We start from the raw sequence: 21,879 nt of genomic DNA on the forward strand, positions 1-21,879 counted from the left end.
TCATGCGTACGGGAGCGGGGTGCCTCGTTTTGGGACGTATGCCGGTGCTGACGGTGCGGTGACGGGAGCGTTCGTGTGGACGCCGCCTCATCGGGTGGCCCTCAGTCCTGTCGGCCCCGAGGCTGCCGACGCGCTGGCCCGGCGGTTCGCCGACGTCGGCCCGGAGGTGCCCGGGGTCGCCGCCCATCACGCCGCCGCCGAGTCGTTCGCGCGGGCCTGGCGGAGGCACACCGGAGCCACCGTCTCGACCGACGTCCGTCAGCGCCTGTACCGGCTCGGCACCCTCACGCCGCCCGACCCCGCGCCGGCGGGGCGAGCCCGTGTCGCCACGGCAGCGGACCGGTCGCTCCTGGCGCGCTGGCACGGCGAGTTCGGGGAGGCCGTTGGGGAGCGTTCCGCCATGGATCCCGGTGTCTGGGCGGACACCCGGCTCGCTTACGGGGGCGTCACCCTGTGGGAGACCCCCGACGGCGTCCCCGTCGCCATGGCCGGTGTCACTCCCCGGGTCGCGGGGCAGGTCCGGGTGGCGCCCGTGTACACCCCGGCGGAGCTGCGGGGGCGTGGCTACGGCGGAGCGGTGACCGCCGCGGTGACCCGGGCCGCGCTCGACGCGGGGGTGGCCGAGGTCCTGCTCTTCACGGATCTGGCCAACCCCACGAGCAACCGCCTCTACCAGCGCATCGGGTACCGGCCCGTGGAGGACTTCGCGCAGTACGACTTCCGCGGTGGGGACACGGCCGTCACGGCCACAGCAGCTCCCTGACCCAGGCGGCGGTGGACGAGGGCCCGTCGCCCTTGCGGTAGCGCAGGCGTACATGGCGGCGGCGTGCGTCGCCCTGGAAGAACTCCGCCTCGACCGGGTCCAGGACGTACAGCGTCCAGGTGGGGGCGTCGGCGTCCGGCTCGGCCTGGGCGCGGGCCCAGGCCGCCGACGACGCCTCGTCCAACTCGCATTGGCCGGACAGTACGTCGCTCTGGTGGCCGACCAGCGCCGCCGCCAGCGCTCCGGTCGACCTCGCGTGCAGGTCGGCGAGGCTCTCGGGGTGCGGGGCGGTGGTGACCCGGCCCCTGACCCGGATCTGGCGGCCCTGCGCCGGCCAGTAGAAGTGCAGGGCGGCCTCCGGGCGGGCGGCGAGCTGGCGGCCCTTCGCGCTGGTCGCGTGCGAGGCGAAGTGCCAGCCGCGGTCGTCCGCGTCGTGCAGCATCACGGTCCGCACGTCGGGGCCGCCGTCCTCCGTCACCGTCGCCAGGCCCATGGTGTGCGGTTCGGGCTGCCCGGCGGCCACCGCCTCCGCGAACCAGGTGTGGAAGAGGGGGAGCGGGGCCGCGGGTGCCGCCGCCGGGTCGAAGGCGGGCAGCTCCACGTCCCAGACCCGCTGGGCCCTCAGCAGCTTCTGGAACGCGGACGGCTCGGGGAGCGGTGCGGGTGTCGTCATACGGCGATTGTGGCCGGTGGCGCCCGTCCCCTCACCCCCGTCCGAGCACCACCGTCCCCGACGAGCAGAACCAGCCGCCCGTCCCGGAGGCCACCGCCAGTTCGGGGAGGGAGCCGTCGGGGCGGCGCACCTGGCCCTCGCCCGCCTGGCCGCGGAGCTGGCGGACCGCCTCCACCAGGAGGAACAGGCCGCGCATGCCCGGGTGTTGGGCGGAGAGGCCGCCGCCGTCCGTGTTCGTCGGCAGGTCGCCCGTCCGCAGCAGGCGGCCCTTCTCCACGAACGCGCCGCCCTCGCCCTTCGCGCAGAAGCCCAGGTCCTCCAGGGTCACCAGCGTCATGTACGTGAAGGCGTCGTAGATCTCCGCGACGTCGATGTCCGCGGGCCGCACCCCCGCGCGCTCGAAGGCGAGGCGGCCGCTGACCGCCGCCGGGGAGACCGTGAAGTCCTCCCACTGCGACATCGTGGTGTGCGAGACGTGCTCGCCCGTGCCGAGCACCCACACCGGATCGGCCGCGCAGTCCCGTACGTACTCCTCGGCCGCGAGCAGCACCGCGCAGCCGCCGTCGGAGCGGATGCAGCAGTGCAGCTTGGTGAACGGGTCCGCGATCATCGGTCCGTCGAGGACCTCGTCGACCGTGAGGGGGGTGCGGAACATCGCGTCCGGATTGGTGGCGGCGTTCGCGCGCGCCTGCACGGCCACCGAGGCGAGCTGTTCCAGCGTCGTGCCGTACTCGTGCATGTGGCGGCGCGCCGCCATCGCGTACTTGGCGATCAGGGAGTGGCCGTAGGGGACCTCGAACTGGAGGGGGCCCCGCGCGCCGAAGGAGAGGTTCGAGGTGCGGCGTCCCGCCTTGATGTCCGCGCGGGCGGTCGAGCCGTAGACGAGCAGCACGGCGTTGGCCCGCCCGGCCGCTATCGCGTCCGCCGCGTGCGCCGCCATGACCTCCCAGGTGGCGCCGCCGACCGACGTGGAGTCCACCCAGCGCGGGGCGAGGCCGAGGTACTCGGCGACCTCGACCGGGGCCAGGGTGCCGAGGCCGGCCGACGCGATGCCGTCGATGACGTCGCGCCCGAGCCCGGAGTCGGCCAGCGCGCGCCGGGCCGCCTGGGCGTGCAGGGCGTACGGCGTGGCCTCGTCGACCCGGCCGCAGTCCGAGAGGGCGACACCGACGACGGCGACCTTGCGGGGTGTGGAACGGGTGTCTGGGGACATGGATCTGACGGTACATCAGGTTCTGTGGGTGCGGGTGGGTGTCCGTACGCGCTTCGGTTCCGGGGTGTGCGGGTGGTGTCCCCGGTCTGTGCTTATGGAGTGCGCGGTTCTAACATGACGGCCCGTCAGATCTGGGTCCGGGCCGTCGCGCCCGGGGGAGGAGCCTGCCGATGGACGCCGCCTTCAGTGCGGAACAGGGCGAGATCCGCCGCACCCTGCGCGAAGTGATCACCAAACGGTGCGGCCCCGACGAGGTCAAGGCGGCCGTCCGCACCCCCGCCGGTCACGACGCCGGGCTGTGGACCGCCCTCGCCGACCAGCTCGGTCTGCCCGGCCTGGCGATCCCCGAGGCGTACGGGGGCGTCGGCTGCACGACTGCGGAACTTGCCCTCGGATGCGAGGAGTTGGGCCGTGAGCTCGCCCCTACGCCGCTCTTCGCCACCGCCGTCCTCGCCGCCCCGCTCGTCCTCGCCCTCGGCACCGAAGGGCAGCGCGCCGAGCTGCTGCCCCGCGTCGCCGCCGGTGAGCTGACCGCCGCCCTCGCCGTCCCCGGCACCGGGCTCGCCACGGCGCTCGGCCTCGTCGGGGACAACCGCGGCGACTGGGCGGGCGGCGGTCGCGCGGGCGGCGTGCAGGCACGCCGCTCCGCGGACGGGGCGTGGCGGCTGTACGGGCAGGCCGAGCAGGTCATCGACGGGCACAGCGCCGGACTGCTCGTGGTCGCCGCGCACGCGGGCGGCTTCGCCCGGTCGCGCACGCTCCTCTTCCTCGTACGGGAAGGTGCGCGCGGCATGACGCGCACCCGGCAGACCGCGCTGGACGAGACCCGTACCCAGGCGAGGATCGAACTTCGCGACGTCGACGCGGAGCTGCTGGGCGACGACGACGCCGACGTGGCCGCCGCGCTCGCCGCCGCGGGGGACGTCGCGGCCACGGTCGTCGCCGCCGAGGCCGTCGGCGCCGCCGAGCGGGCGCTGGAGCGCACCGTCGCCTACGTGCAGCAGCGCGAGCAGTTCGGGCGCGCGATCGGCTCCTTCCAGGCGGTGAAGCACCGGCTCGCCGACGTGTACGTCCAGGTGCAGGCGGCGCGGTCCGCCGCCTACTACGCGGCGTGGGCCGCGGGCGCGGAGGCCGCCGGGTTCGGGGGGCAGGGCGCCGAACGGGCCGGGGGGCTCGCGCTCGCGCAGGCCCTCGACGCGCTGCGGACGGCCGCGTCGGAGGGGGTGCAGCTGCACGGCGGGATCGGCTTCACCTGGGAGCACGAGGCCCACCTGTACTTCAAGCGGGCGTCGAGCGACGAGCTGCTCTTCGGGCCGGCGCACCGGCTGCGGGCGCGGGCCGCGGAACGGGCCGGTCTGTTCGCGGAGGGCGGGAAGGGCGCGGGCTCCGGTGAGGGGGAGGGGATGGCGGGGAGTGCGGGCGCGGGCCCCGTACCCTCCGGCGTCGGCCTCGATCCCGAGCCGGACCCCGACCCCGCCTCCCTCGGGAAGGCCGTCTGATGCCGCCCGGACTGCGGCTCGTGCAGAAGGTGTCCGCCACCCGCGCCTTCGCCAGGATCGCCCCGCACTTCATCCCCGCCATGGACCGCACCGTGCACCGGCTCACCCGCGGCAAGGTGCTGCTGAGCGCGCGGATGCTGCCCGGGGTCGTCCTGACCGCGCGGGGTGCGAGGAGCGGGCTGCCGCGGCGTACGCCGTTGGCGTGCATGCCCGAGGAGGAGACGGGGACCTGGGTGCTCGTCGGGTCCAACTTCGGGCGGCCCGGCCACCCCGCGTGGACCGCCAATCTGCTCGCCCACCCGGACGCGGAGGTCAGCTGGCGGGGCGCCGACGTCCCGGTGCGGGCGCGGCTGCTCGCCGGGGCGGAACGGGAGGCGGTCTGGGCGGCGGCGCTGGCGTTCTGGCCGCCGTACGCCGCGTACCAGGCCCGTGTCGACCGGGAGATACGGCTGTTCCGGCTGGAGCGGCGCGTTCGGGAGGCACGCGCCACAGACCAGAGCGGCGGATCACCGGGGGTGATCCGCCGTCGGGCTGACAGGACTTGGGGGAGAGGGGGGAAGAGGTGAGGGGTGTGCCCGTCAGGGCTACTTCGTCGGCTTCTTGCCGGTAACGCCCAAATGCACCAACAGCGCCAGGTTCGGCTTCAGTTCGGCCTGCTTGACGCCCCACGTCTGGAAGCCGCGCTGGTGGGAGGCGACCGCCGCGAGCATCGCGACCAGGGAGCCCGCCATGGCCGCCGGGCTGACGTCCTTGTCGACCTTGCCCTTGTCCTGGAGCTCCTTGACGGAGTCCGTAAGGGAGTTGTTGACCGAGTTGAGGATCTTCATCCGGATCTTGTAGAAGCGCTTGTCGCCCTCGGCCGCGCCGAGGTCGACGACCCGGAGGATCGCGTCGTTCTTGCGCCAGAAGTCGAGGAAACCGTCGACCAGATCCTGCGAGGTCTGCCAGCCCGCCTTGCCGACCCAGGAGCGCCCGTCGAGCAACTGGGTCAACTCGGCGCCCTCCGCGGCCATTTGCTCCGCGATTTCCAGGACGGCGCCCTCGACGTCCGGGAAGTACTGGTAGAAGGTCGCGGGTGAAGTCCCCGCCTTCCGGGCGACGTCGATGACTTTGACGTCCCGGTAGGGCGAGGAGCTGAGCATCTCGCTGAGGCAGTCGAGCAGCTTCTGACGCGTCGCCTGACCGCGCCGACCGGCCACGCGGCCGTCGACGGTACGTACCTGTCCTGTCATGCCGTCAGCTTACCGAGGGGTGATCGGAGCGCGATTCGGCCGAGTGCAAATGGGGTTGGGACGCGTGAGCGCGGCCGGAGGCGCACCCTCGCGGAATTGGCCAAGTGTTCGAATCTACGCGCTGCGGAGCCGGGAGCGGGCCGTTAGCTTGACCGCATGGACTACGCAGAGCAGGACACGGCGGACGGCTACGCGGAGGGCGTGCCCTGCTGGGTCGACGCGATGCTCCCCGACGTCGCGGGCGGCAAGCGGTTCTACGGTGAGCTCTTCGGGTGGACCTTCGACGAGGGCGCGGGGCCGGAGTACGGGCACTACGCCCAGGCGTACGCCGACGGGGCCCCCGTCGCCGCCCTCGCCCCCAAGGCCGACGGCCGCATGCCCACCGTGTGGACGGTGTACCTGGCCACGCCCGACGCCGCCGCGCTCGGCGAGCGGATCAGGGCCGCCGGCGGCTCGATGATCAGGGAGGCGCTGCCGGTCGGCCCCTACGGCACGATGGCCCTGGCCGCCGACCCCGAGGGCGCCGTCTTCGGGCTCTGGCAGGGCGGCACGCACCCCGGCTTCGGACGGCGGCAGCGGCCCGGCTCGTACTGCTGGACCGAGGTGTACTCACGGGACAAACAGCTGGTCGACCCCTTCTACGAGGGCGTCCTCGGCTACCGCGGCGCCGACCTGGACCTCGACGGCGAGGAGTTCCGCGTCTGGTCGCCCGCGGGCACCGAGCCCGGCCCCGAGACGGCCGTCGGCGGGCGCGCCCTGCTCACCGACGCCACCTCCGAGGTGCGGATGCCCCCGCACTTCCTCGTCTACTTCAGCGTCACCGACACGGACGCCGCGGTCGCCGCGGTGCCCCGGCTCGGCGGCCGTGTCCGCAGGGCACCCGCCGACACCCCGTACGGCAGGATCGCGGTGCTCACGGACAATCAGGGGGCCACGTTCGCGGTCCTCCAGGACTGACTCCGCGGCCCTTCAGGGCTGATCGCGCGGTCCTGCGGCACGGATGAGCGGCGCTCCGCCCGCGCGGCCACCCGATGGGGGCGCCCGGCGGTGGGGTTTTGTCCCCAGACACCCCGATCCCGCCCCGGGTTCGCAACGGCCGCCCCGGACAGGAAGAATCAGGGTGCGTGCCGCCGTAGCGGCTCGGTGGTGAGACGCTGCACGGGGCCGTCTTCTTCGACGGCCGCGTACGGGGAGGTGGCAAGGCAAGTGGTGGATCAGCTGACGCAGCACGATCCGAGGCGGATCGGGCCGTTCGAGGTCCTCGGCCGACTTGGTGCCGGTGGCATGGGTCTGGTCTATCTCGCGCGCTCCGCTTCGGGGCGGCGCGTGGCGATCAAGACGGTGCGGACCGAGCTCGCCGAGGACCAGCTGTTCCGTGTCCGCTTCACGCGCGAGGTCGAGGCCGCCCGCGCTGTGTCCGGCTTCTACACGGCCGCGGTGGTGGACGCCGACCCGCGGGCCGCCGTGCCCTGGCTCGCCACGGCGTACGTGCCGGCTCCCTCCCTCGAGGAAATAGTGAATGAACACGGGCCGCTGCCCACCCAGGCGGTGCGCTGGCTGGCGGCGGGCGTGGCCGAGGCCCTGGAGTCCATCCACGGCGCGGGCCTGGTCCACCGCGACCTCAAGCCCTCCAACGTCCTCGTCGTCGAGGACGGACCGCGCGTCATCGACTTCGGCATCGCGTCCGGCGTCTCCAACACGCGGCTGACCATGACGAACGTCGCCGTCGGCACGCCCGCGTACATGTCGCCCGAACAGGCGAAGGACTCGCGCAGCGTCACCGGCGCCAGCGACGTCTTCTCCCTCGGCTCCACCCTCGTCTTCGCCGCCACCGGGCACGCGCCGTTCCACGGCGCCAACCCCGTCGAGACCGTCTTCATGCTGCTGCGGGAGGGCCCGGACCTCGCGGGACTGCCGGACGAGCTGCGGCCCCTCATCGAGTCCTGCATGAAGATGGAGGCCGCGCTCCGGCCCACCCCCGCCGACCTCCAGGCGCAGCTCGCCCCGCACCTCTTCGCCTCCGAGAGCGCCGACAACGACGACAGCGGGACGGCGTCCGCGTGGCTGCCCGAGCGGGCCGTCGCGCTCATCGAGGCCCGCCGCGGGGGCCGGCCGCCCGCCCGGGTCGCCGCCTCCGCCGGGCGCAGCGGCGGCCGGGGCGCCGTCGCCGCCGCGCCCGTCACCGCGCCGCCGCCCCCGCAGGTGCCGCCGCCCGCGCCCTCCCAGCCGCCGTTCGCGGTGACGCCCGACGCCGGGCCGGTGCGGCTCGCCGGGGCGAAGGTGCCGATCGGGCCCGGGCCGCGGGTCTCCGCAGCCCGCGCGAGCGTCCCGCCCGGCGCCTCCGGGCTCGCCGCGTCCTGGTCACGCTCCACCCCGCACCGGGCCGGCACCAACGGCACCGACCCGGCCGCCGCCGGGGTGCCCGCGCCCGCGCCGGCGCCCGACGCCGCGCCCACGTCGTGGCGGCCCTGGCGCTTCCGGATGTCCAACGACGTCTGGGGCACCCCCGCCGTCGCGGGGAACCTGGTCTACGTGACGTCCTTCGAGGTCCACGCCCTGGACGTCGCCACCGGCCGGCGCAGCTTCAAGACGCGGGACGTCGCCTGGTCCATGGCGGTGGCCGACGGCCGCATCCACGCCTCCGACGGCCCCACGCTCTACGCCCTCGACGGCGCCGACGGCTCCGACCTCTGGCGGCTGCCGACCGACGCCTGGGTGTACTCCCTGCAGGCCGACCGCGGCACCGTCGTCACCGGCACGCGCGGCGGCGGCGTCCAGGCCTGGGAGGCGGCCAACGGCGAGAAGCTCTGGGAGATCACCGGAGCCCAGACCGACTTCGAGACGCCCGAGGCCGGGCCGGTGGTCCGCGACGGCACGGTGTACGTGTGGAAGGGCGCCCGGCTGCGCGCCCTGGAGGCCCGTACGGGTGAGGAACGCTGGTCGTACCCGGTGGGCGACGCGGCCTCCTGCGGGGGCGTGCCGGTGCGGCTCGCCCAGGCGCAGGACGGCTACGTGTACGTGTCCGCCGGCTCGCGGGTCCTCGCCATCGACGTGGCCGGCGGGCACGTCCGCTGGCACTTCGAGGCGCCGGCCGCGTTCCTCTGCCCGCCCGCGTTCGCGCCCGGGCCCGCGGTGACGGGCGGCGGCGTATACCTCGCCGACTACCTCGGCACGGTGTACGCCCTCGACGCCACGGACGGCCGCGACCGGTGGCGCATCGCCACGGAGTCCCGCTCCTCGATCGAACCGGTCCTCGTCGCGGACGGCCACGTGCACGTGGGCAGCGGCAAGGGGCTCTACACCCTCGACGCGGTCACGGGCACGCCGAAGTGGCGCTTCCAGGCGGGCGGCGAGGTCGTCGGCACGCCGGTCGTCGCTGACCGCCGCATCCACTTCGGCTCCACGGACCACCTCCTCTACACCCTGAAGGCCGACGACGGCCGCCTCCGCTGGAAGCTGGCGACGGGCGGCGAGATCACGGGCGCGCCCGTGGTTCGGGACGGTGTGGTGTACGCGTGCAGCAAGGACCGCTGTGTGTACGCGTTGGACGCGGAGCGGGGGACGGGAACAGCGCGGGGGTAGGCCGGGGGCCTTGGGGGGTGGGGTGGTCCTCGTCGACTGTGCGGTTGGGCCCACCCGGGGGTGGGGGGCGCGAGCTGCGCTTACGGGTTGGGGTGCGGGGGCGTGGGCGGCTGCGCGGGTGCGGGGGCGTGCGTTTGCGCCTGGGGTTCGTCTTGGGGTGCGGGGCCGCGGGGGTATGTGCGTACTCGCCATCCCTGCGGCGCTGCCTCGCGGACAATGTTGCTCTTGCGGGCTCGGTGCTCCGTGCGCACATACCCCCACGTCCCCTCCCGTCTCATACGCGGGTGCGGCCCGGTGGGGCGGCTCGCTGTGCCCAGGGTCCGTCCTGGGTGGCGCACCCACCCGCCTGCCCTTGCGCCCACTGCCTTTCTGTTGGGCTGGTGGCTTGGGAGCCCGGCCCTGGGGAGGGGATCATGGGCGCGGATCGGTGGGAGTGACACAGGGGGTAGGGGAATCATGGTTGCGTTCCACGCATCCGCGCTGGACGGGGTGGCCCGAAATCCGGCGCTGCCGACCTGCTGCTGCGCCTGCTCGCCCTCGGGGCAGACGGTGACCGTCCGCCCCGTGACGCTCTTCAGCGGGCGGGACTCCCCGAGTCGGCCGTCGCGCTGATCCTGGCCCACCCGAACCCGGGGGTCCGGATCGATTTCGCCATGAGTGCCAGGGTGGAGCCTGCACAGCGGGCTCGACTCGCGGACGATCCTTCTCCCAAGGTGCGGGCAGCTCTCGCATACGGACCCGAGGTGTGCGATCCGCGCGCAAGGATCGCGCCGCTCCCGGATGCCGTGTGCGCCCGTCTGCTCGACGACCCGGATTCTTCCGTACGCACGGCCCTGCTGGAGTCGCCCCATCTGGCGCCATCGTTCGCGGCATCGATGGCCACTCATCACCGTGCGGCAGCGCGCCGGGAAGCGGTGCGTGCATGGGAGGCCCTGTCTGCGGGCGAGCGGTCCGCACTGCTGGCCGACCCCGACACCGAGGTGCGGCGGGCCGCCGAGCTGCAGAAGTGCCGGGGGGACGCCCGCGTGACCGCCGAACTCCTCCGCGACCCGAAGTCCGCCGCCGAGGCGCTGCGCCGCGGGCTCCTTGACCGTGCCGCCGCCGAGCGGTGCGTCACCGAGCGGACGCACCTGACCTCCCTCGCCGAGAATCCGTCGCTGCCCGCCGACCTCGTAGAGCGGCTCGCCGTGGACCCCGACGAGGCCGTACGGCTCGCCGTCTCCCTGCGGCCCGAGCTCGACGAGATGCGGCGCATGGCCATCGACTTCACGGCCGGGGACCTCGACAGGGGCAACGGCGTGTGGTGGGTACGGGACGGGCTCGCCGACCCCGGGGTAATGCGCCGGGCCGCTACCTCCGCTCACCCGCTGCTCCGGCGCGCCGCCGCCCGGAGCCCCCATCTGCCGCCTGACCTGCTGCGCCTGCTCGCACGCCTCGAGGACCCGGTGGTGGAGAACCTCCTGGGCATTCACCACCCCGACGCTCCGGAGGAGGTCCTGATGCGGGTGTTTGCGCGGCTGGGTGGGACGTTCTCCGCCTGGATGGCGGAGACGCACCCTCGGTTTCCCCGCGAGGGCCTCGCCACCCGCTACGCCAACCACCCTGACGGGAACTACCGCCGGCTGGCCGTACGAGATCCGGCCGCCACGCCGGAGCTGATCGAACGGCTCATCCACGACCCCGTCGTCTGGACGCGTCAGGCGGCGGTCCGCGACCCGCGCCTCCCGTTCCACCGGCTCCGCGAGGCCCTCCTTGTCCCCGAAATTGCATCCAGCGCGGGTGCCAACCCGGCACTCCCCGAGGACGATATGGCCGCCGTCCTGGGCCGGGCTGGCGTTCCCGCCTGACCGCCGGGCGGAACCGACTTGCTCGCGCCCCGAAGTGAAGGCTGTGATCCACCCACCAGCGGTTGGTACCTGGGTGCGCAGGCCAGCGGGGGTGGTGAGGGGTGCTGTTGAGCTGGGTGACCCAAGGGAACGGCACGGGGCACACCCACCCACCCGCCCCTACTCCTGTCCTGCGTCGCGGGGCAAACGGGTGGGTGGGTGGGGAACATCCGCTGCGGAGCGGCGGGTCTGGGGCGGGCCGTAGGCGGGCGGTGCCCTCATCGTTCCGGCGGCGTCTGCCAGGGCGGAGGCGTGGGGGCGGGCGGCTCCTCCGGGCGCTTGGGCCCTGCCGTCCGGGGCTGATCCGGGGCCGGTCCGGGCTCCGGTTCTTGCCGCGACCGCTCCGGCGGCTCCGCGTACGGGTCCGTGTACGGGTCCTCGTACGGCTCCGGATACGGGTACTGCGTCGGCCGCGCCTCGTCGCCGGGCGGCGTCACGCGGGGCGTCCCCGCATACGGCGTCTGCGCCCCGTCGTCCGGATATGGCGCCTGCGCGGGATCGTCCACGTACATCGTGCGGGTGGAGTCGTCCTCGTAGGGAGGCCGGCCCGGTGCCCCGGCGTGCGGCGCCTGCGTGGGGTCGTCCGCGTAGGGGGCCCGATCCGGCGTCCCCGCGTACGGCGCCTGCTGAGGGTCGTCCGCGTACGGGCCCGGAGTCGTGTCCTCCCCGTAGGGAGTCCGGGACGCCCTCCGGCCGCGGCGGCCCCTGACCCGGCCGCGACCGGACATCACCGCCGCGCCCAGCAGGAGCAGTACCCCGCCCCCGAACGCCCCCAGCACACCCTGGCCCAGACCCGAACCGTCGCCCGCGACGGTCAGGCTGCCCTCCGCCTGGCCCTGGCGGACCATCCACAGCACCGTGAAGCCGAGCACCAGCACGCCCGCCACCGCCACCAGCAGCCGCGACCTCAGCAGCAGGCCCACCAGCGTCAGCAGCGCCGCGACGGCGAACGGCAGGAAGAGTGAACCGAACAGCTCCGCCCCCGCGTCGGTGACCCCGCCCCCGGAGAACAGCTCCCCGATGCGGAAGTCACGTCCGTGACGGCCGTCGTACCAGGCTCGGAAGGGGCTCCATACGGCGGCCGTCGCTCCGACGAGAGCGAGGACCGACCCGAGGACGTTGCGGACCATGACGGGCCTCCTCGTGTGCGCACCGGCCGAGGGGCCGTGCGCGTCTCGCGAGATCGACGCTACGCCGGGTGCGTGGCCCACGCCACGTGGCCGGACCCGCCCCACGGATCCGATCGGCGGGACCACGGACGGACGGCCACCGCGCGACGCGCGGACGCGCGTCCCCGCTCTCCGCGCGGATGCGCGGATGCGCGGAGAGCGGGGCGCGCGGCGCCTGCGGCGGCCCACGTCACCGACCGCGCCACCGGCGCCAGCGGCGGTATCGCCCCGGCCCTGCGCGCGAGCGCCTACCGCATCCGGAAGTCCCCTCCACCCCGCCGTCCCGCGAACAGCTCAGCCTGGCGGTCCGGCGGCAGGTTGCCCAGTGCGATCAGGTGCGGCGCGTGCGCCAGCGCCTGGTTGCGGGCCGCCTCCTTCGCCGACCAGAGGGCCCGCACGGTGCCCTGCACCGCCTCCGTCGGGTACGAGGCGATCGTGCCGGCCGCCCGCAGCGCCGCGTCCAGCGCGCCGCCGGGCGGCGTCAGTTCCGAGACCAGGCCCGTCTCGTACGCCCGCCGCGCCGAGACCCGCTCCGCCGTGCCCATCAGCGCCATCCTCGCCACCTCGCCGAACGGCATGCGCTGCGCCATGTGGATCGCCTCGTACGCGCTGACCATGCCGTACGTGGTGTGCGGGTCGAAGAACGTGGCGCGTTCGTCCGCCACCACGAACTCGGCCTCGCCGATGAGGTAGAAGGCACCGCCGCACGCCATGCCGTTGACGGCGGCGATCACCGGCTTCCAGCAGTCGTTCGCCTTGGGGCCGATCGCGATGAGCGGATCGTCGATCGTGTACGGGGAGTTCGGCTGCGGCACCTCCGTGTCGCGGTCGATGCCCGTGCAGAAGGACGCCTCGCCCGCGCCCGTGACGACCACCGCCCGTACGGCGTCGTCGAAGCGGAACTCCCGCCAGGCGGCGGCCAGTTGTGCCGCCGTCTCCAGGTCGATCGCGTTGTGGCGTCCGGGGCGGTCCAGGGTGAGGACCGCGACCCCCGTGTCCTTGTCGACCGCCGTGCGCAGGCCGGAACCGGGCCGCCCCGTCACGGCCGCTCCAGGATCCAGCGCGGCACCACGGTCCCGCCGACGTCGGCGAAGACGGCCTGCACCTTCGCGCCGATGCGCAGCCGCTCCGGGAGCACGGAGTTCAGGGCCGCGTCGGGCACCGCGACGAGGTTGCCGACGAGGCGGATGCGGGGCGCGTCGGCGAGTTCGACGATGATCGCGTTGTACGGGGCCTGCTCGGCGTAGGCGGGCAGCAGGGGAGGGTGCGGGAGGACGTAGGACCAGATGCGGCCCCGGCCGCTCATCCTGCGCCACTCGCTGTCGAAGGACCGGCAGTGCGGGCAGCAGGGGCGGGGCGGGAAGCGGAGTTCGCCGCAGGACGGCTCCGCGCAGGCCTGTACGCGGAGTTCGCCGCGGGCGGCGTAGGTCCAGAAGGGGGCGCCGTCGTCGTCGATGGTGGGGGTCAGGAGGGTCTCTGTCGGTGTCGCGTCTGCCATGTGGGTGTCCCTTGCCGGGTGCGGGTCTCTCTGTGGCCGGTCGCGCGGTTCCCCGCGCCCCTCAGGGGGCCCGGAGCAGGATCGCCGAGGTCGGGACCCCTTCACCCGCCGTCACCAGACAGGTCGACGCGTCCGGCACCTGCGCCGTGGACGTGCCCCGCAGCTGCTTCACGCCCTCGTTGATGAGGTTGAAGCCGTGCACGTACGCCTCGCTGAGCCCGCCGCCCCCGGTGTTGATCGGCAGCCGTCCGCCGCTCTCCAGCGCGCCGCCCTCGGTGAAGGCGCCGCCCTCGCCGCGCCCGCAGAAGCCGTAGCCCTCCAGGGAGAGCGGTATGAGCGGCGTGAACGCGTCGTAGATCTGCGCGACGTCCACGTCCTGCGGGCCGAAGTCCGCCTGCTTCCACAGGTGTCGGGCGGCGGTCCAGGCCGGTCCGGAGAGCGGGTCGTCGTTCCAGTAGTTGACCATCCCGTGGTGCTGGGAGGGCAGCCCCTGCGCCACGGAGTGCACGTACACCGGCCGCTGCCGGCAGTCCCGCGCCCGTTCGGCGGAGACGAGCACGCACGCCAACGCTCCGTCCGTCTCCAGGCAGTTGTCGAAGAGGCAGAGCGGCTCGCTGATCCAGCGGGAGGTCATATACATGTCGCGGGTCAGCGGGCGTTCGTACATCATCGCGGCGGGGTTCTGGTTGGCGCGGTTGCGGCAGGCGAGGGCGACGTTGAAGAGGTGGTCGCGGGTCGCGCCGTACTCGTGCATGTAGCGGCGGGTCAGCATGCCGATCTCGTCGGCGGGCCGCAGCAGGCCGAAGGGCCGTGTCCACTGGCCGGGGGTGGGCAGCTGGACGGTGGTGTTCTTCCAGGGCCGCGGGCCGCTGCCGCGCTTGCGCGAGCGCCAGGCGATGCCGACGTGCGCCTGCCCGGTGGCGATGGCGGAGGCGAGGTGCGCGACGGTCGCGCAGGAACCGCCGCCGCCGTAGCCGACCTTGCTGAAGAAGGTGACGTCGCCCGCGCCGATGGCCTTGGCGACCTCGACCTCGTCGGTCTCCTCCATCGTGTACGAGGCGAAGGCGTCGACCTCGGACGGTGCGATGCCGGCGTCGTCGAGGGCCGCGACGACGGCGCGGCAGGCCAGTTCCTTCTCGCTCTGCGGCAGGTGTTTCGCGAACGGGGTCTGGCCGATCCCGACGATCGCTGTAGCGTCCTTGAGTGAAGCCATGGGCAGCGGCACCTCCAGGCATACGGGCCATGTCATCGCCGTGCGCGGTCTGCTGACAGGGCGTCAGGCTACCGCTAATCTGACGGTCAGTCAGCTACACGTCGGGAGGGGCTTGCGATGCGCGGCGACCTGGAGTGGGGCAGCATCCCGGGACTGGTACGGGCGGCCGCCGAACGGTACGGCCCGCGCGAGGCCGTCGTCGAGGGCCGCACCCGCCTCTCGTACACGGAGCTGGGCGCGCGGGTGGAGCGGGCCGCGGCCGCGTGCATGGCGTCCGGCGTCGCACCCGGCGACCGCGTGGCCGTCTGGGCGCCCAACACCCTCGACTGGATCGTCTCCGCGCTCGGCGCGGTCACCGCCGGCGCGGTCCTCGTCCCCCTCAACACCCGCTTCAAGGGCTCCGAGGCGGCCTATGTGCTGGCCCGCAGCCGCGCCAAACTCCTCTTCGTCACCGGCACGTTCCTCGGCACGTCGTACGTCGCCTCACTGCGGCGCGCGGCGGCCGACGGCCCCGGCGGGGGACCGCTCCCGGGCCTGCCGCACCTGGAGCAGGTGGTGGTGCTCTCCGACGACGCCCCGCCTTCCTTCCGCACCTGGAAGGAGTTCCTCGCGGGCGGCGACGGCGTGGACGCGGCGGCGGTCCGCACCCGGGCGGACGCGGTCGACGGATCGGCGCCCTCGGACATCATCTTCACCTCCGGCACGACCGGCCGCCCCAAGGGCGCCGTCATCACCCACGCGCAGACGCTGCGCTGCTACGACGTGTGGAGCGACCTGGCGGGCCTGCGCGAGGGCGACCGCTATCTGATCGTGAACCCGTTCTTCCACACCTTCGGCTACAAGGCGGGCATCATCGCGTGCCTGATGCGCGGCGCGACGATGATCCCGCAGCCGGTCTTCAACGTGGACACGGTCCTCGCGAACGTCGCCGCCGAACGCGTCTCCGTGCTGCCGGGCCCGCCCACCCTGCACCAGTCGATCCTCGACCACCCCGCCCGCGACCAGCACGACCTGTCCGCGCTGCGGCTCGTGGTGACCGGCGCGGCGGTGGTGCCGCTGCGACTGGTGGAGCGGCTGCGCGCGGAACTGCGCATCGCCACCGTCCTGACGGCGTACGGCCTCTCCGAGGCGAGCGGCATCGTCACGATGTGCCGCCGCGGCGACCCGGTCGAGGTGGTCGCGGCGACGTCGGGCCGCGCCATCCCCGGCACGGAGGTACGGGTGGTGACGGCCGCGGGCGAGCCCCTGGCGCCCGGCCGCCCGGGCGAGGTCGTGGTGCGCGGCCACAACGTCATGCGGGGCTACTTCGAGGACCCGGCCGCCACGAAGGAGTGCCTGACGCCGGACGGCTGGCTGCGCACGGGCGACGTGGGCGTCCTCGACGCGGAGGGCAACCTCCGTATCACCGACCGCATCAAGGACATGTTCATCGTCGGCGGCTTCAACGCCTACCCGGCCGAGATAGAGCAGCTCCTCGGCCTCCACCCGGACGTGGCGGACGTGGCCGTGATCGGCGTCCCGGACCCCCGGCTTGGCGAGGTGGGCAGGGCCTACGTGGTGCGGCGCCCCGGCGCGCTGACGACCGCCGACGACCTCATCGCGTGGGCGCGCCGCGAGATGGCGAACTACAAGGTGCCGAGGTCGGTGGAGTTCCTGGGGGAGCTGCCGCGCAACGCGAGCGGGAAGGTGGTGAAGGGGGAGCTGCGGGGCGGGCTCACCCGGTAGCGCCGGCTGACGCGGCGCGCTCGTCGGCGCTGCGCTCCACGCAGAACTCGTTGCCCTCCGGATCGGTGAGGGTGACCCAGCCGAGGCCGTCGGGGCGGCGGTGGTCCTCGTGCAGCTTCGCGCCCAGGGCGAGGAGCCGGTCGACCTCCTCGTCGCGGGTGCGGTCCTGCGGCTGGAGGTCGATGTGCAGCCGGTTCTTGAGCGTCTTCGTCTCCGGCACGGTCACGAAGAGCAGGGCGACGCCGTCGGCCTCGACGGTGGCCTCCGGGTCACCGGGAAAGTCGTCGTCGGCGAGCTTCCCGCCGAGGACCTCGGCCCAGAAGGCCCCCTGGCGGTAGGCGTCGTGGGAGTCGAACGTGAGGTGGCGCACGCGAGAGGTCATGGGGGGACTATGGGGCGGGGCGGGGGGCGGTGTCCACGGAAATACGGCGCGGCGCCCAGGAACTCGCAGGCCCGAGCCGCAGCCGCACCCCGGAGCCCGCAGCCGCCACCCTGGAGCCCGCAGCCGCCCCGTCGGAGCGTGGAGCCGCCACTCCGGAGCGTGGAGCCGACAGCCCGGAGGCGGTGATCACCTCTGGAACGATTGCGGGATGCACTCACCCACGCCGTCCGTCACCCCGGGCCCCCGCCCCCGCCTCCTCTATGTCACCGACCTCGCCTACCAGGCGAAGGGGCGTCGTTACTGCGACGAGGACATCTACCTCACCACCCGCCTCCGCGAGGACTTCGACGTGGCGCTGTGCCACCCGCTGGACGCGACCGCGCTGATGGAGTCGGGGTCCTTCGACACGGTGGTGGTCCGCAACAGCGGACCCGTCCTCCACTACGCGTCCGCGTGGGACGACTTCAAGGCCCGCGCGGCCCGCAGCGGCACCCGCGTCTACAACCAGCTCACCGGCAGCGCGGACATGAAGGGCAAGCAGTATCTGCTGGACCTGACGGCGGCCCGCCACCCCGTGATCCCCACGGTCGACGACCCCCGGGACGTGGACCGCCTGCCGGAGGCGCCCACGTACGCGGTGAAGCCGAAGCTCGGGGCGGATTCGATAGGCCTGGAGTTCGTGACGCGGGAGAAGCTGGCGGCGCTGCCGCCGACCGGCGCGGGGCTCCTCATCCAGCCCCGCGTCGACTTCAGGTACGAGGTCTCGTTCTACTTCGTGGACCGCACGTACCAGTACGCGCTGTACGCCCCCGACCCCGCCCGCCGCTGGCACCTGGAGCGCTACGCCCCCACCCCCGACGACGTGGCGTTCGCCCAGCGCTTCGTCGACTGGAACACGATCGACCACGGCATCCAACGCGTCGACGCATGCCGCACCCGAGACACCGGCGAGCTCCTCCTGGTCGAACTGGAGGACCTGAACCCGTACTTGTCCCTGGACTCGGTGGACGAGAAGACGCGGGTGGCCTTCGTGACGGCGGTGAAGCGCTCCCTGTCTTCCCAGCTGGCCGCGCCCTTGCCGTGCTGACTGACGCTGGGGGCAGGGCCGGGGGGATTCTCTGGGTGGACGGGGCCCCACCGTGAAACGGGGCCGAGCGGTGGCTCGACCCCGTGCCGCGGTGACCTCGTGGCCGCCGTCGCCGCGTGCCGCGTGCGGCGTCAGCTGCGCGGGGGCGCCGGTATGTGGCTGTCGCTCAGGGGCGTGGTCGGGGTGTGGCTGTCCTGGGCGGTGATCGGGAGGTGGCCGTCGGCCGGCGGGGTCGGGGTGTGGCTGTCGGCGAACGCCGGGGTCGCGGCTCCGGCCGCGGCGGCCGCCGCGATGGCGGCGGTGACGAGGTACTTCTTGGCGCGGAACATTTCCAACTCCTCTGACAGGGCGCGTACTTGTGACGTCGAGCGAACTTACCGACGAGGTGACCGAATGTTCGAACCCCGGAAGGGGTTGGGCGTGTCCCCCGTCGCCCTTCACCTACCCGGATCGCCCGCACGTCCGGCTTCCCGCCGCGTCCGGACGCGGACATGCGTCGGCCGCGACGGCTCCCCCTCCGCGCCGTCGCGGCCGACCCCCGTCGGATGAAAGTCTCAGACCCCGTCGGCCGGCGGGGCGGGCATGTGGCCGTCGGCCTGGGTGACGGCGCCGTCCTTCGGCGGGACGGGCATGTGACCGTCGCCCATCGGCGTGGCCGTTCCGTCCTTCGGCGGGGCGGGCATGTGGCCGTCACGCTTGACGCTGATGTCCTTCTGGGCTTCGCTCATGGTGGCAACTCCTGCGGAATCGACAGGTTGGGGCGAAACGCCCGTTCGGCAACTCCCCCGAGGATCGCCGAACGAGCGTTCCAGGGCCGCTCACCCTATTCCGTGAGGCCCCACGCGACCCGTCTGCCCCCCGACGCGACGGATCGATGAGTGAAGAGTGACAGCCCCCCATAAACGTTCGATGAACGTGAGCGCGCCGGTGTCAGGCCGCTGCCACGGGGTCGAGGAGCGCACGGACCTCGTCGGCCTCCACGGCCCCGGCGCGCTCGTACAGGGCCAGCGCTTCCCGCCAGCAGGCTTGTGCGCGGTCGAGCTGCGCCAGGCTGTCCAGGGAACGTCCCAGCAGCGTCAGGACGTTGGCCCGCATCCAGTCGCCGCCGATGCAACCCGTGGCGAGGGCCTGCTCCGCGTGCTTCGCCGCCTGCGCGGGGCGACGGGCCTGGAGGTGCACCTGGGCGATCCGGTAGTGCGAGGTTCCCTCCCACAGCCGTTGGCGATTCTCCACGAACATCCGCAGAGCGTCCGTGAGCTGGTCCAGCGCCTCCGGGTGGCGGCCGGAATGGCTGAGGCCGATGCCCAGGGCGTACTTCGCGTTGGCCAGCCGCAGGGTGAGCCCGAGCTCGTCGTAGATGTGCACGCCCTGCTCGGCGATCTCGATGGCCTTGCCCGTACGCCCCACGGAGACGAGCACCCGGGAGAGGTTGCACAGGGCGCTCGCCTCGCCCGGCCGGTTGCCGTCGGCACGGAAGGCCTCGATCGCCTTGAGGAAATAGCTCTCGCTCGCCTCGTACTGCTTCATGCAGGCGGTCGCGATGCCCTGCTCGTTCGGCGCGTTCCCGCTGGTCCACGGGTCCTGTGAGCGGGCGGCCAGCTCGGTGGCGCGTGCCAGCTCGCCGGAGGCCACGTCGAAGTGCCCCCCGATCCGCATGATCACCTGCGCGAGGCTGACCAGCGCCCGCCCCTCCGCGTGAGTGTCCCCCAGAGCCGCCGCCGCGTCCCGCGCCGCGGAGGTCGCCGCCTCGTAGCGGAGCGAACTCGCCCCCGACTCCGCGAGGTCCTTGGACGCCAGCAGCAGGTCGACCGCCCGACGGAGCGTCCTCGCCCCCAGCGACTGCTGGACGCAGGCCAGGATGCACGCCGCCTCGGAGTGCAGCCAGTCCAGGGCCCTCGTGTCGTCCGTGAAGTCCTGGCCCGCGTGGCGGGTGGCCTCCAGGTGGTCCACCGTGCGGTCGCCGGGCCGCTCGATCGCGTACACCCGGGCCGCCGACGCCAGGTAGAAGTCGAGCAGGCGCGACATCGCCGCGTCCCGTTCGGTGGGGGGCTGTTCGTCGCGTTCGGCGCACGCACGCGCGTAGAGGCGTACGAGATCGTGGTAGCGGTAGCGGCCCGGGGCCGCCGATTCGACCAGGGACGTGTCGACCAGGGATTCCAGGAGGTCCTCGGTCTCCTCCAGGGGGAGGTCGAGGACCGCCGCGGCTGCCGCCAGGGAGAGGTCGGGGCCGTCCGCGAGGCCCAGGAGGCGGAAGGCGCGGGCCTGGGCCGGCTCCAGCTGGCCGTAGCCCAGCTCGAACGTGGCCTTCACCGCCAGGTCGCCCGCCTGCAGCTCGTCCAGGCGGCGCCGCTCGTCCGCGAGCTTCGCGGCGAGCGTGGACACCGTCCAGGTGCGGCGCGACGCCAGCCGGGACGCCGCGATCCGGATGGCCAGCGGCAGGAACCCGCACGCCGCCACCACGTCCAGCGCGGCCTCCCGCTCCGAGGTGACCCGCTCTTCGCCGACGATGCGGGTGAAGAGCAGGAGCGCCTCCTCCGGCGACATCACGTCCAGGTCCACCAGGTGCGCGCCCGCCAGGTCGACCATGCGGACGCGGCTCGTGACGAGGGCCGCGCAGCCCTCCATGCCCGGCAGCAACGGCCTGACCTGCGCCGCGTCGCGGGCGTTGTCCAGCAGGACCAGGATCCGGCGGCCGTCGAGCACGGAGCGGTACAGGGCCGCCCGCTCCTCCAGGGAGTCCGGGATCGCGGAGTCCGCCGTGCCGAGGGCGCGCAGGAAGGCGCCGAGGACCGCCTCCGGTTCCGCCGCCCGCGCCCCCGCGCCCTGCAGGTCCACGTACAGCTGGCCGTCGGGGAAGTGGGCGCGCGCCGCGTGCGCGACGTGCACGGCGAGGGTGGTCTTGCCGACGCCGCCGATGCCCGCGAGGGCGGAGACCGCCATCACGCGGCCCTCGGCGGCGGAGAGGATGTCGCTGAGTTCGTCGACGAAGGCCCCGCGTCCGGTGAAGTCCGGCACGGTCGCGGGCAGTTGGGCCGGGCGGACCGCCGCGGACGCCGGTTCCTGGGCGGGCGCCGAGGGCTCCGCGAGGCCGGGGTCGGCCTGGAGGATGCGCTGCTGGAGCTCCTTGAGGCCGGGGCGCGGGTCGACGCCGAGTTCGTCGGCGAGCAGCCGGCGCGTGTCCGCGTAGACGGCCAGGGCCTCCGCCTGGCGCCCGCTGCGGTACAGGGCGAGCATGAGCAGCTCGCGCAGCCGTTCGCGGAGCGGGTGGGCCGCCGTCAGGGCGGTCAGCTCCGAGACCGCCTCGGCGTGGCAGCCCTGCTCCAGGTCCATGTCGAGGCGGGTCTCGACGAGTTGGAGGCGCCATTCGCCGAGGCGGGTGCGCTGCGTGTCGGCGTAGGGGCCGGGGACGTTGGCCAGCGGCTCGCCGTCCCACAGGCCGAGGGCATCGTTCACCAGGGAGCGCGCCCGGCACAGGTCGCCGACGCCGCGGGCCTTCTCGGCGGCCGTCCACAGGTCCTCCGCCCGGGCGAGGTCCAGGGCGCCGTCGCCGGCCTGGATCGCATAGCCGCCGGACTCGCTGACCAGGACTCCCGGGGGCAGCACCTTGCGGAGCCGGGAGGCGTACGTCCGTACCGCCGCCAGTGCCTGCGACGGCGGCTCCTCGCCCCACAGGGCGTCGATCAGTTCCGAGGCCGTGGCCGTGCGGCCGTCCCGCAGCAGGAGGGCGGCGAGCAGCGCCCGCTGCTGCGGGGAGCCGGTGTTGAGCTGATCCGGGCCGTGCCAGGCGCGCACCGGTCCGAGCACGCTGAAGCGCGGCGTCCGGACCTCGGGGGGATGCCCCTCGGTCCGCTCCCCGGGGAGGTTCCCCGAGGCCGGACGCCACTGCTCCGGTACTCGCGGTACATCGACCATCGCTCCCCCTGCCGCCCTGCTGTTCCCAATCCTGCCGGTCGCGGG

The 21,879-nt window shown here is 73.8% G+C and carries 18 protein-coding genes and 1 pseudogene; 8 read left to right on the forward strand and 11 right to left on the reverse strand.

Going from position 1 to position 21,879, the window contains the following annotated elements; all coding sequences use genetic code 11:
- Positions 1–94: 94 nt before the first annotated feature.
- Positions 95–763: a GNAT family N-acetyltransferase gene (locus ACZ6B8_RS31380; protein ID WP_471609398.1), complete on the forward strand. Its 669-nt coding sequence runs from the start codon at positions 95–97 to the stop codon at positions 761–763.
- Here the strand turns inward: ACZ6B8_RS31380 and ACZ6B8_RS31385 are convergent.
- Positions 741–1,436, reverse strand: a complete 696-nt coding sequence (locus ACZ6B8_RS31385) for a pyridoxine/pyridoxamine 5'-phosphate oxidase (RefSeq protein ID WP_471609399.1) — start codon at positions 1,434–1,436, stop codon at positions 741–743. The two genes, ACZ6B8_RS31380 and ACZ6B8_RS31385, sit on opposite strands and share 23 nt — an antisense overlap.
- Positions 1,437–1,467: 31 nt before the next feature.
- Positions 1,468–2,649, reverse strand: coding sequence for a thiolase C-terminal domain-containing protein (locus tag ACZ6B8_RS31390; RefSeq protein ID WP_471609400.1), 1,182 nt, complete (start codon positions 2,647–2,649; stop codon positions 1,468–1,470).
- 170 nt (positions 2,650–2,819) lie between these two features.
- Between ACZ6B8_RS31390 and ACZ6B8_RS31395 the strand changes: the two genes are divergently transcribed.
- Together ACZ6B8_RS31395 and ACZ6B8_RS31400 are read left to right on the forward strand one after the other, a co-directional pair.
- Positions 2,820–4,148, forward strand: coding sequence for an acyl-CoA dehydrogenase family protein (locus ACZ6B8_RS31395; RefSeq protein ID WP_471609401.1), 1,329 nt, complete (start codon positions 2,820–2,822; stop codon positions 4,146–4,148).
- Positions 4,148–4,618 (forward strand): annotated as a pseudogene (locus ACZ6B8_RS31400) (nitroreductase family deazaflavin-dependent oxidoreductase); the annotation flags it as partial. The gene ACZ6B8_RS31395 and the pseudogene ACZ6B8_RS31400, both read left to right, overlap by 1 nt.
- A gap of 114 nt (positions 4,619–4,732) precedes the next feature.
- Here ACZ6B8_RS31400 and ACZ6B8_RS31405 read toward each other — a convergent pair.
- Positions 4,733–5,380, reverse strand: a complete 648-nt coding sequence (locus ACZ6B8_RS31405) for a TetR/AcrR family transcriptional regulator (RefSeq protein WP_471090823.1) — start codon at positions 5,378–5,380, stop codon at positions 4,733–4,735.
- Between the two features lie 156 nt (positions 5,381–5,536).
- On the opposite strand from ACZ6B8_RS31405, the gene kbpA reads away from it, so the two are divergent.
- The 3 genes from kbpA (at position 5,537) to ACZ6B8_RS31420 (ending at position 10,809) form a co-directional block, all read left to right on the forward strand.
- Positions 5,537–6,337: an AfsK-binding protein KbpA gene (gene kbpA / locus ACZ6B8_RS31410; RefSeq protein ID WP_471090825.1), complete on the forward strand. Its 801-nt coding sequence runs from the start codon at positions 5,537–5,539 to the stop codon at positions 6,335–6,337.
- A gap of 249 nt (positions 6,338–6,586) precedes the next feature.
- Positions 6,587–8,962, forward strand: a complete 2,376-nt coding sequence (afsK, locus tag ACZ6B8_RS31415; RefSeq protein ID WP_471090827.1) for a protein serine/threonine kinase AfsK — start codon at positions 6,587–6,589, stop codon at positions 8,960–8,962.
- 914 nt (positions 8,963–9,876) lie between these two features.
- Entirely contained in the window at positions 9,877–10,809 is a 933-nt protein-coding gene (locus ACZ6B8_RS31420) for a hypothetical protein (RefSeq protein ID WP_471609402.1), read from the forward strand.
- Between the two features lie 257 nt (positions 10,810–11,066).
- On the opposite strand, the gene ACZ6B8_RS31425 is transcribed toward ACZ6B8_RS31420, so the two are convergent.
- The 4 genes from ACZ6B8_RS31425 to ACZ6B8_RS31440 form a co-directional block, all read right to left on the reverse strand.
- A complete protein-coding gene (locus ACZ6B8_RS31425; protein WP_471609403.1) occupies positions 11,067–11,978 on the reverse strand; it encodes a hypothetical protein in 912 nt (303 codons plus the stop codon).
- 287 nt (positions 11,979–12,265) lie between these two features.
- Positions 12,266–13,060, reverse strand: coding sequence for an enoyl-CoA hydratase/isomerase family protein (locus ACZ6B8_RS31430; RefSeq protein WP_471609404.1), 795 nt, complete (start codon positions 13,058–13,060; stop codon positions 12,266–12,268).
- Positions 13,057–13,515, reverse strand: a complete 459-nt coding sequence (locus ACZ6B8_RS31435; protein WP_471609405.1) for a Zn-ribbon domain-containing OB-fold protein — start codon at positions 13,513–13,515, stop codon at positions 13,057–13,059. Before ACZ6B8_RS31435 ends, ACZ6B8_RS31430 begins: the two co-directional genes overlap by 4 nt.
- Positions 13,516–13,576: 61 nt before the next feature.
- Positions 13,577–14,728, reverse strand: coding sequence for a lipid-transfer protein (locus ACZ6B8_RS31440; RefSeq protein ID WP_471090837.1), 1,152 nt, complete (start codon positions 14,726–14,728; stop codon positions 13,577–13,579).
- A gap of 117 nt (positions 14,729–14,845) precedes the next feature.
- Here ACZ6B8_RS31440 and ACZ6B8_RS31445 point away from each other — a divergent pair, with 117 nt between their 5' ends.
- Complete coding sequence (locus tag ACZ6B8_RS31445) at positions 14,846–16,453, forward strand: FadD3 family acyl-CoA ligase (protein ID WP_471609406.1); 1,608 nt, start codon at positions 14,846–14,848, stop codon at positions 16,451–16,453.
- On the opposite strand, the gene ACZ6B8_RS31450 is transcribed toward ACZ6B8_RS31445, so the two are convergent.
- Positions 16,443–16,835 (reverse strand): VOC family protein, encoded by a 393-nt coding sequence (locus tag ACZ6B8_RS31450; RefSeq protein WP_471609407.1) that lies wholly within the window; start codon positions 16,833–16,835, stop codon positions 16,443–16,445. The two genes, ACZ6B8_RS31445 and ACZ6B8_RS31450, sit on opposite strands and share 11 nt — an antisense overlap.
- A gap of 208 nt (positions 16,836–17,043) precedes the next feature.
- Between ACZ6B8_RS31450 and ACZ6B8_RS31455 the strand changes: the two genes are divergently transcribed.
- Complete coding sequence (locus ACZ6B8_RS31455) at positions 17,044–17,922, forward strand: ATP-grasp domain-containing protein (protein WP_471609408.1); 879 nt, start codon at positions 17,044–17,046, stop codon at positions 17,920–17,922.
- A 131-nt stretch (positions 17,923–18,053) separates the two neighbouring features.
- Here the strand turns inward: ACZ6B8_RS31455 and ACZ6B8_RS31460 are convergent, their stop codons facing one another.
- The 3 genes from ACZ6B8_RS31460 to afsR form a co-directional block, all read right to left on the reverse strand.
- Positions 18,054–18,251, reverse strand: coding sequence for a hypothetical protein (locus tag ACZ6B8_RS31460; protein ID WP_471609409.1), 198 nt, complete (start codon positions 18,249–18,251; stop codon positions 18,054–18,056).
- 225 nt (positions 18,252–18,476) lie between these two features.
- Positions 18,477–18,650 carry a hypothetical protein gene (locus ACZ6B8_RS31465; RefSeq protein WP_471085132.1) on the reverse strand — a complete coding sequence of 58 codons (174 nt, stop codon included), beginning with the start codon at positions 18,648–18,650 and terminating at the stop codon, positions 18,477–18,479.
- A 202-nt stretch (positions 18,651–18,852) separates the two neighbouring features.
- On the reverse strand, positions 18,853–21,834 hold the full coding sequence (afsR, locus tag ACZ6B8_RS31470; RefSeq protein WP_471085135.1) for an SARP-family global regulator AfsR: 2,982 nt from the start codon (positions 21,832–21,834) through the stop codon (positions 18,853–18,855).
- Between the last annotated feature and the right edge of the window lie 45 nt (positions 21,835–21,879).

Source organism: Streptomyces sp. NPDC041122 (genome assembly GCF_055592445.1).

What these genes read in the sequence shown, in the direction of transcription:
- kbpA (WP_471090825.1), top strand. Translation starts at nt 5,537, where the DNA reads ATGGACTACGCAGAGCAGGACACGGCGGACGGCTACGCGGAGGGCGTG.
- afsR (WP_471085135.1), bottom strand. Translation starts at nt 21,834, where the DNA reads ATGGTCGATGTACCGCGAGTACCGGAGCAGTGGCGTCCGGCCTCGGGG.
- ACZ6B8_RS31450 (WP_471609407.1), bottom strand. Translation starts at nt 16,835, where the DNA reads ATGACCTCTCGCGTGCGCCACCTCACGTTCGACTCCCACGACGCCTAC.
- ACZ6B8_RS31460 (WP_471609409.1), bottom strand. Translation starts at nt 18,251, where the DNA reads ATGTTCCGCGCCAAGAAGTACCTCGTCACCGCCGCCATCGCGGCGGCC.
- ACZ6B8_RS31385 (WP_471609399.1), bottom strand. Translation starts at nt 1,436, where the DNA reads ATGACGACACCCGCACCGCTCCCCGAGCCGTCCGCGTTCCAGAAGCTG.
- ACZ6B8_RS31390 (WP_471609400.1), bottom strand. Translation starts at nt 2,649, where the DNA reads ATGTCCCCAGACACCCGTTCCACACCCCGCAAGGTCGCCGTCGTCGGT.
- ACZ6B8_RS31395 (WP_471609401.1), top strand. Translation starts at nt 2,820, where the DNA reads ATGGACGCCGCCTTCAGTGCGGAACAGGGCGAGATCCGCCGCACCCTG.
- ACZ6B8_RS31405 (WP_471090823.1), bottom strand. Translation starts at nt 5,380, where the DNA reads ATGACAGGACAGGTACGTACCGTCGACGGCCGCGTGGCCGGTCGGCGC.
- ACZ6B8_RS31425 (WP_471609403.1), bottom strand. Translation starts at nt 11,978, where the DNA reads ATGGTCCGCAACGTCCTCGGGTCGGTCCTCGCTCTCGTCGGAGCGACG.
- ACZ6B8_RS31455 (WP_471609408.1), top strand. Translation starts at nt 17,044, where the DNA reads ATGCACTCACCCACGCCGTCCGTCACCCCGGGCCCCCGCCCCCGCCTC.
- ACZ6B8_RS31435 (WP_471609405.1), bottom strand. Translation starts at nt 13,515, where the DNA reads ATGGCAGACGCGACACCGACAGAGACCCTCCTGACCCCCACCATCGAC.
- ACZ6B8_RS31440 (WP_471090837.1), bottom strand. Translation starts at nt 14,728, where the DNA reads ATGGCTTCACTCAAGGACGCTACAGCGATCGTCGGGATCGGCCAGACC.
- ACZ6B8_RS31465 (WP_471085132.1), bottom strand. Translation starts at nt 18,650, where the DNA reads ATGAGCGAAGCCCAGAAGGACATCAGCGTCAAGCGTGACGGCCACATG.
- ACZ6B8_RS31445 (WP_471609406.1), top strand. Translation starts at nt 14,846, where the DNA reads ATGCGCGGCGACCTGGAGTGGGGCAGCATCCCGGGACTGGTACGGGCG.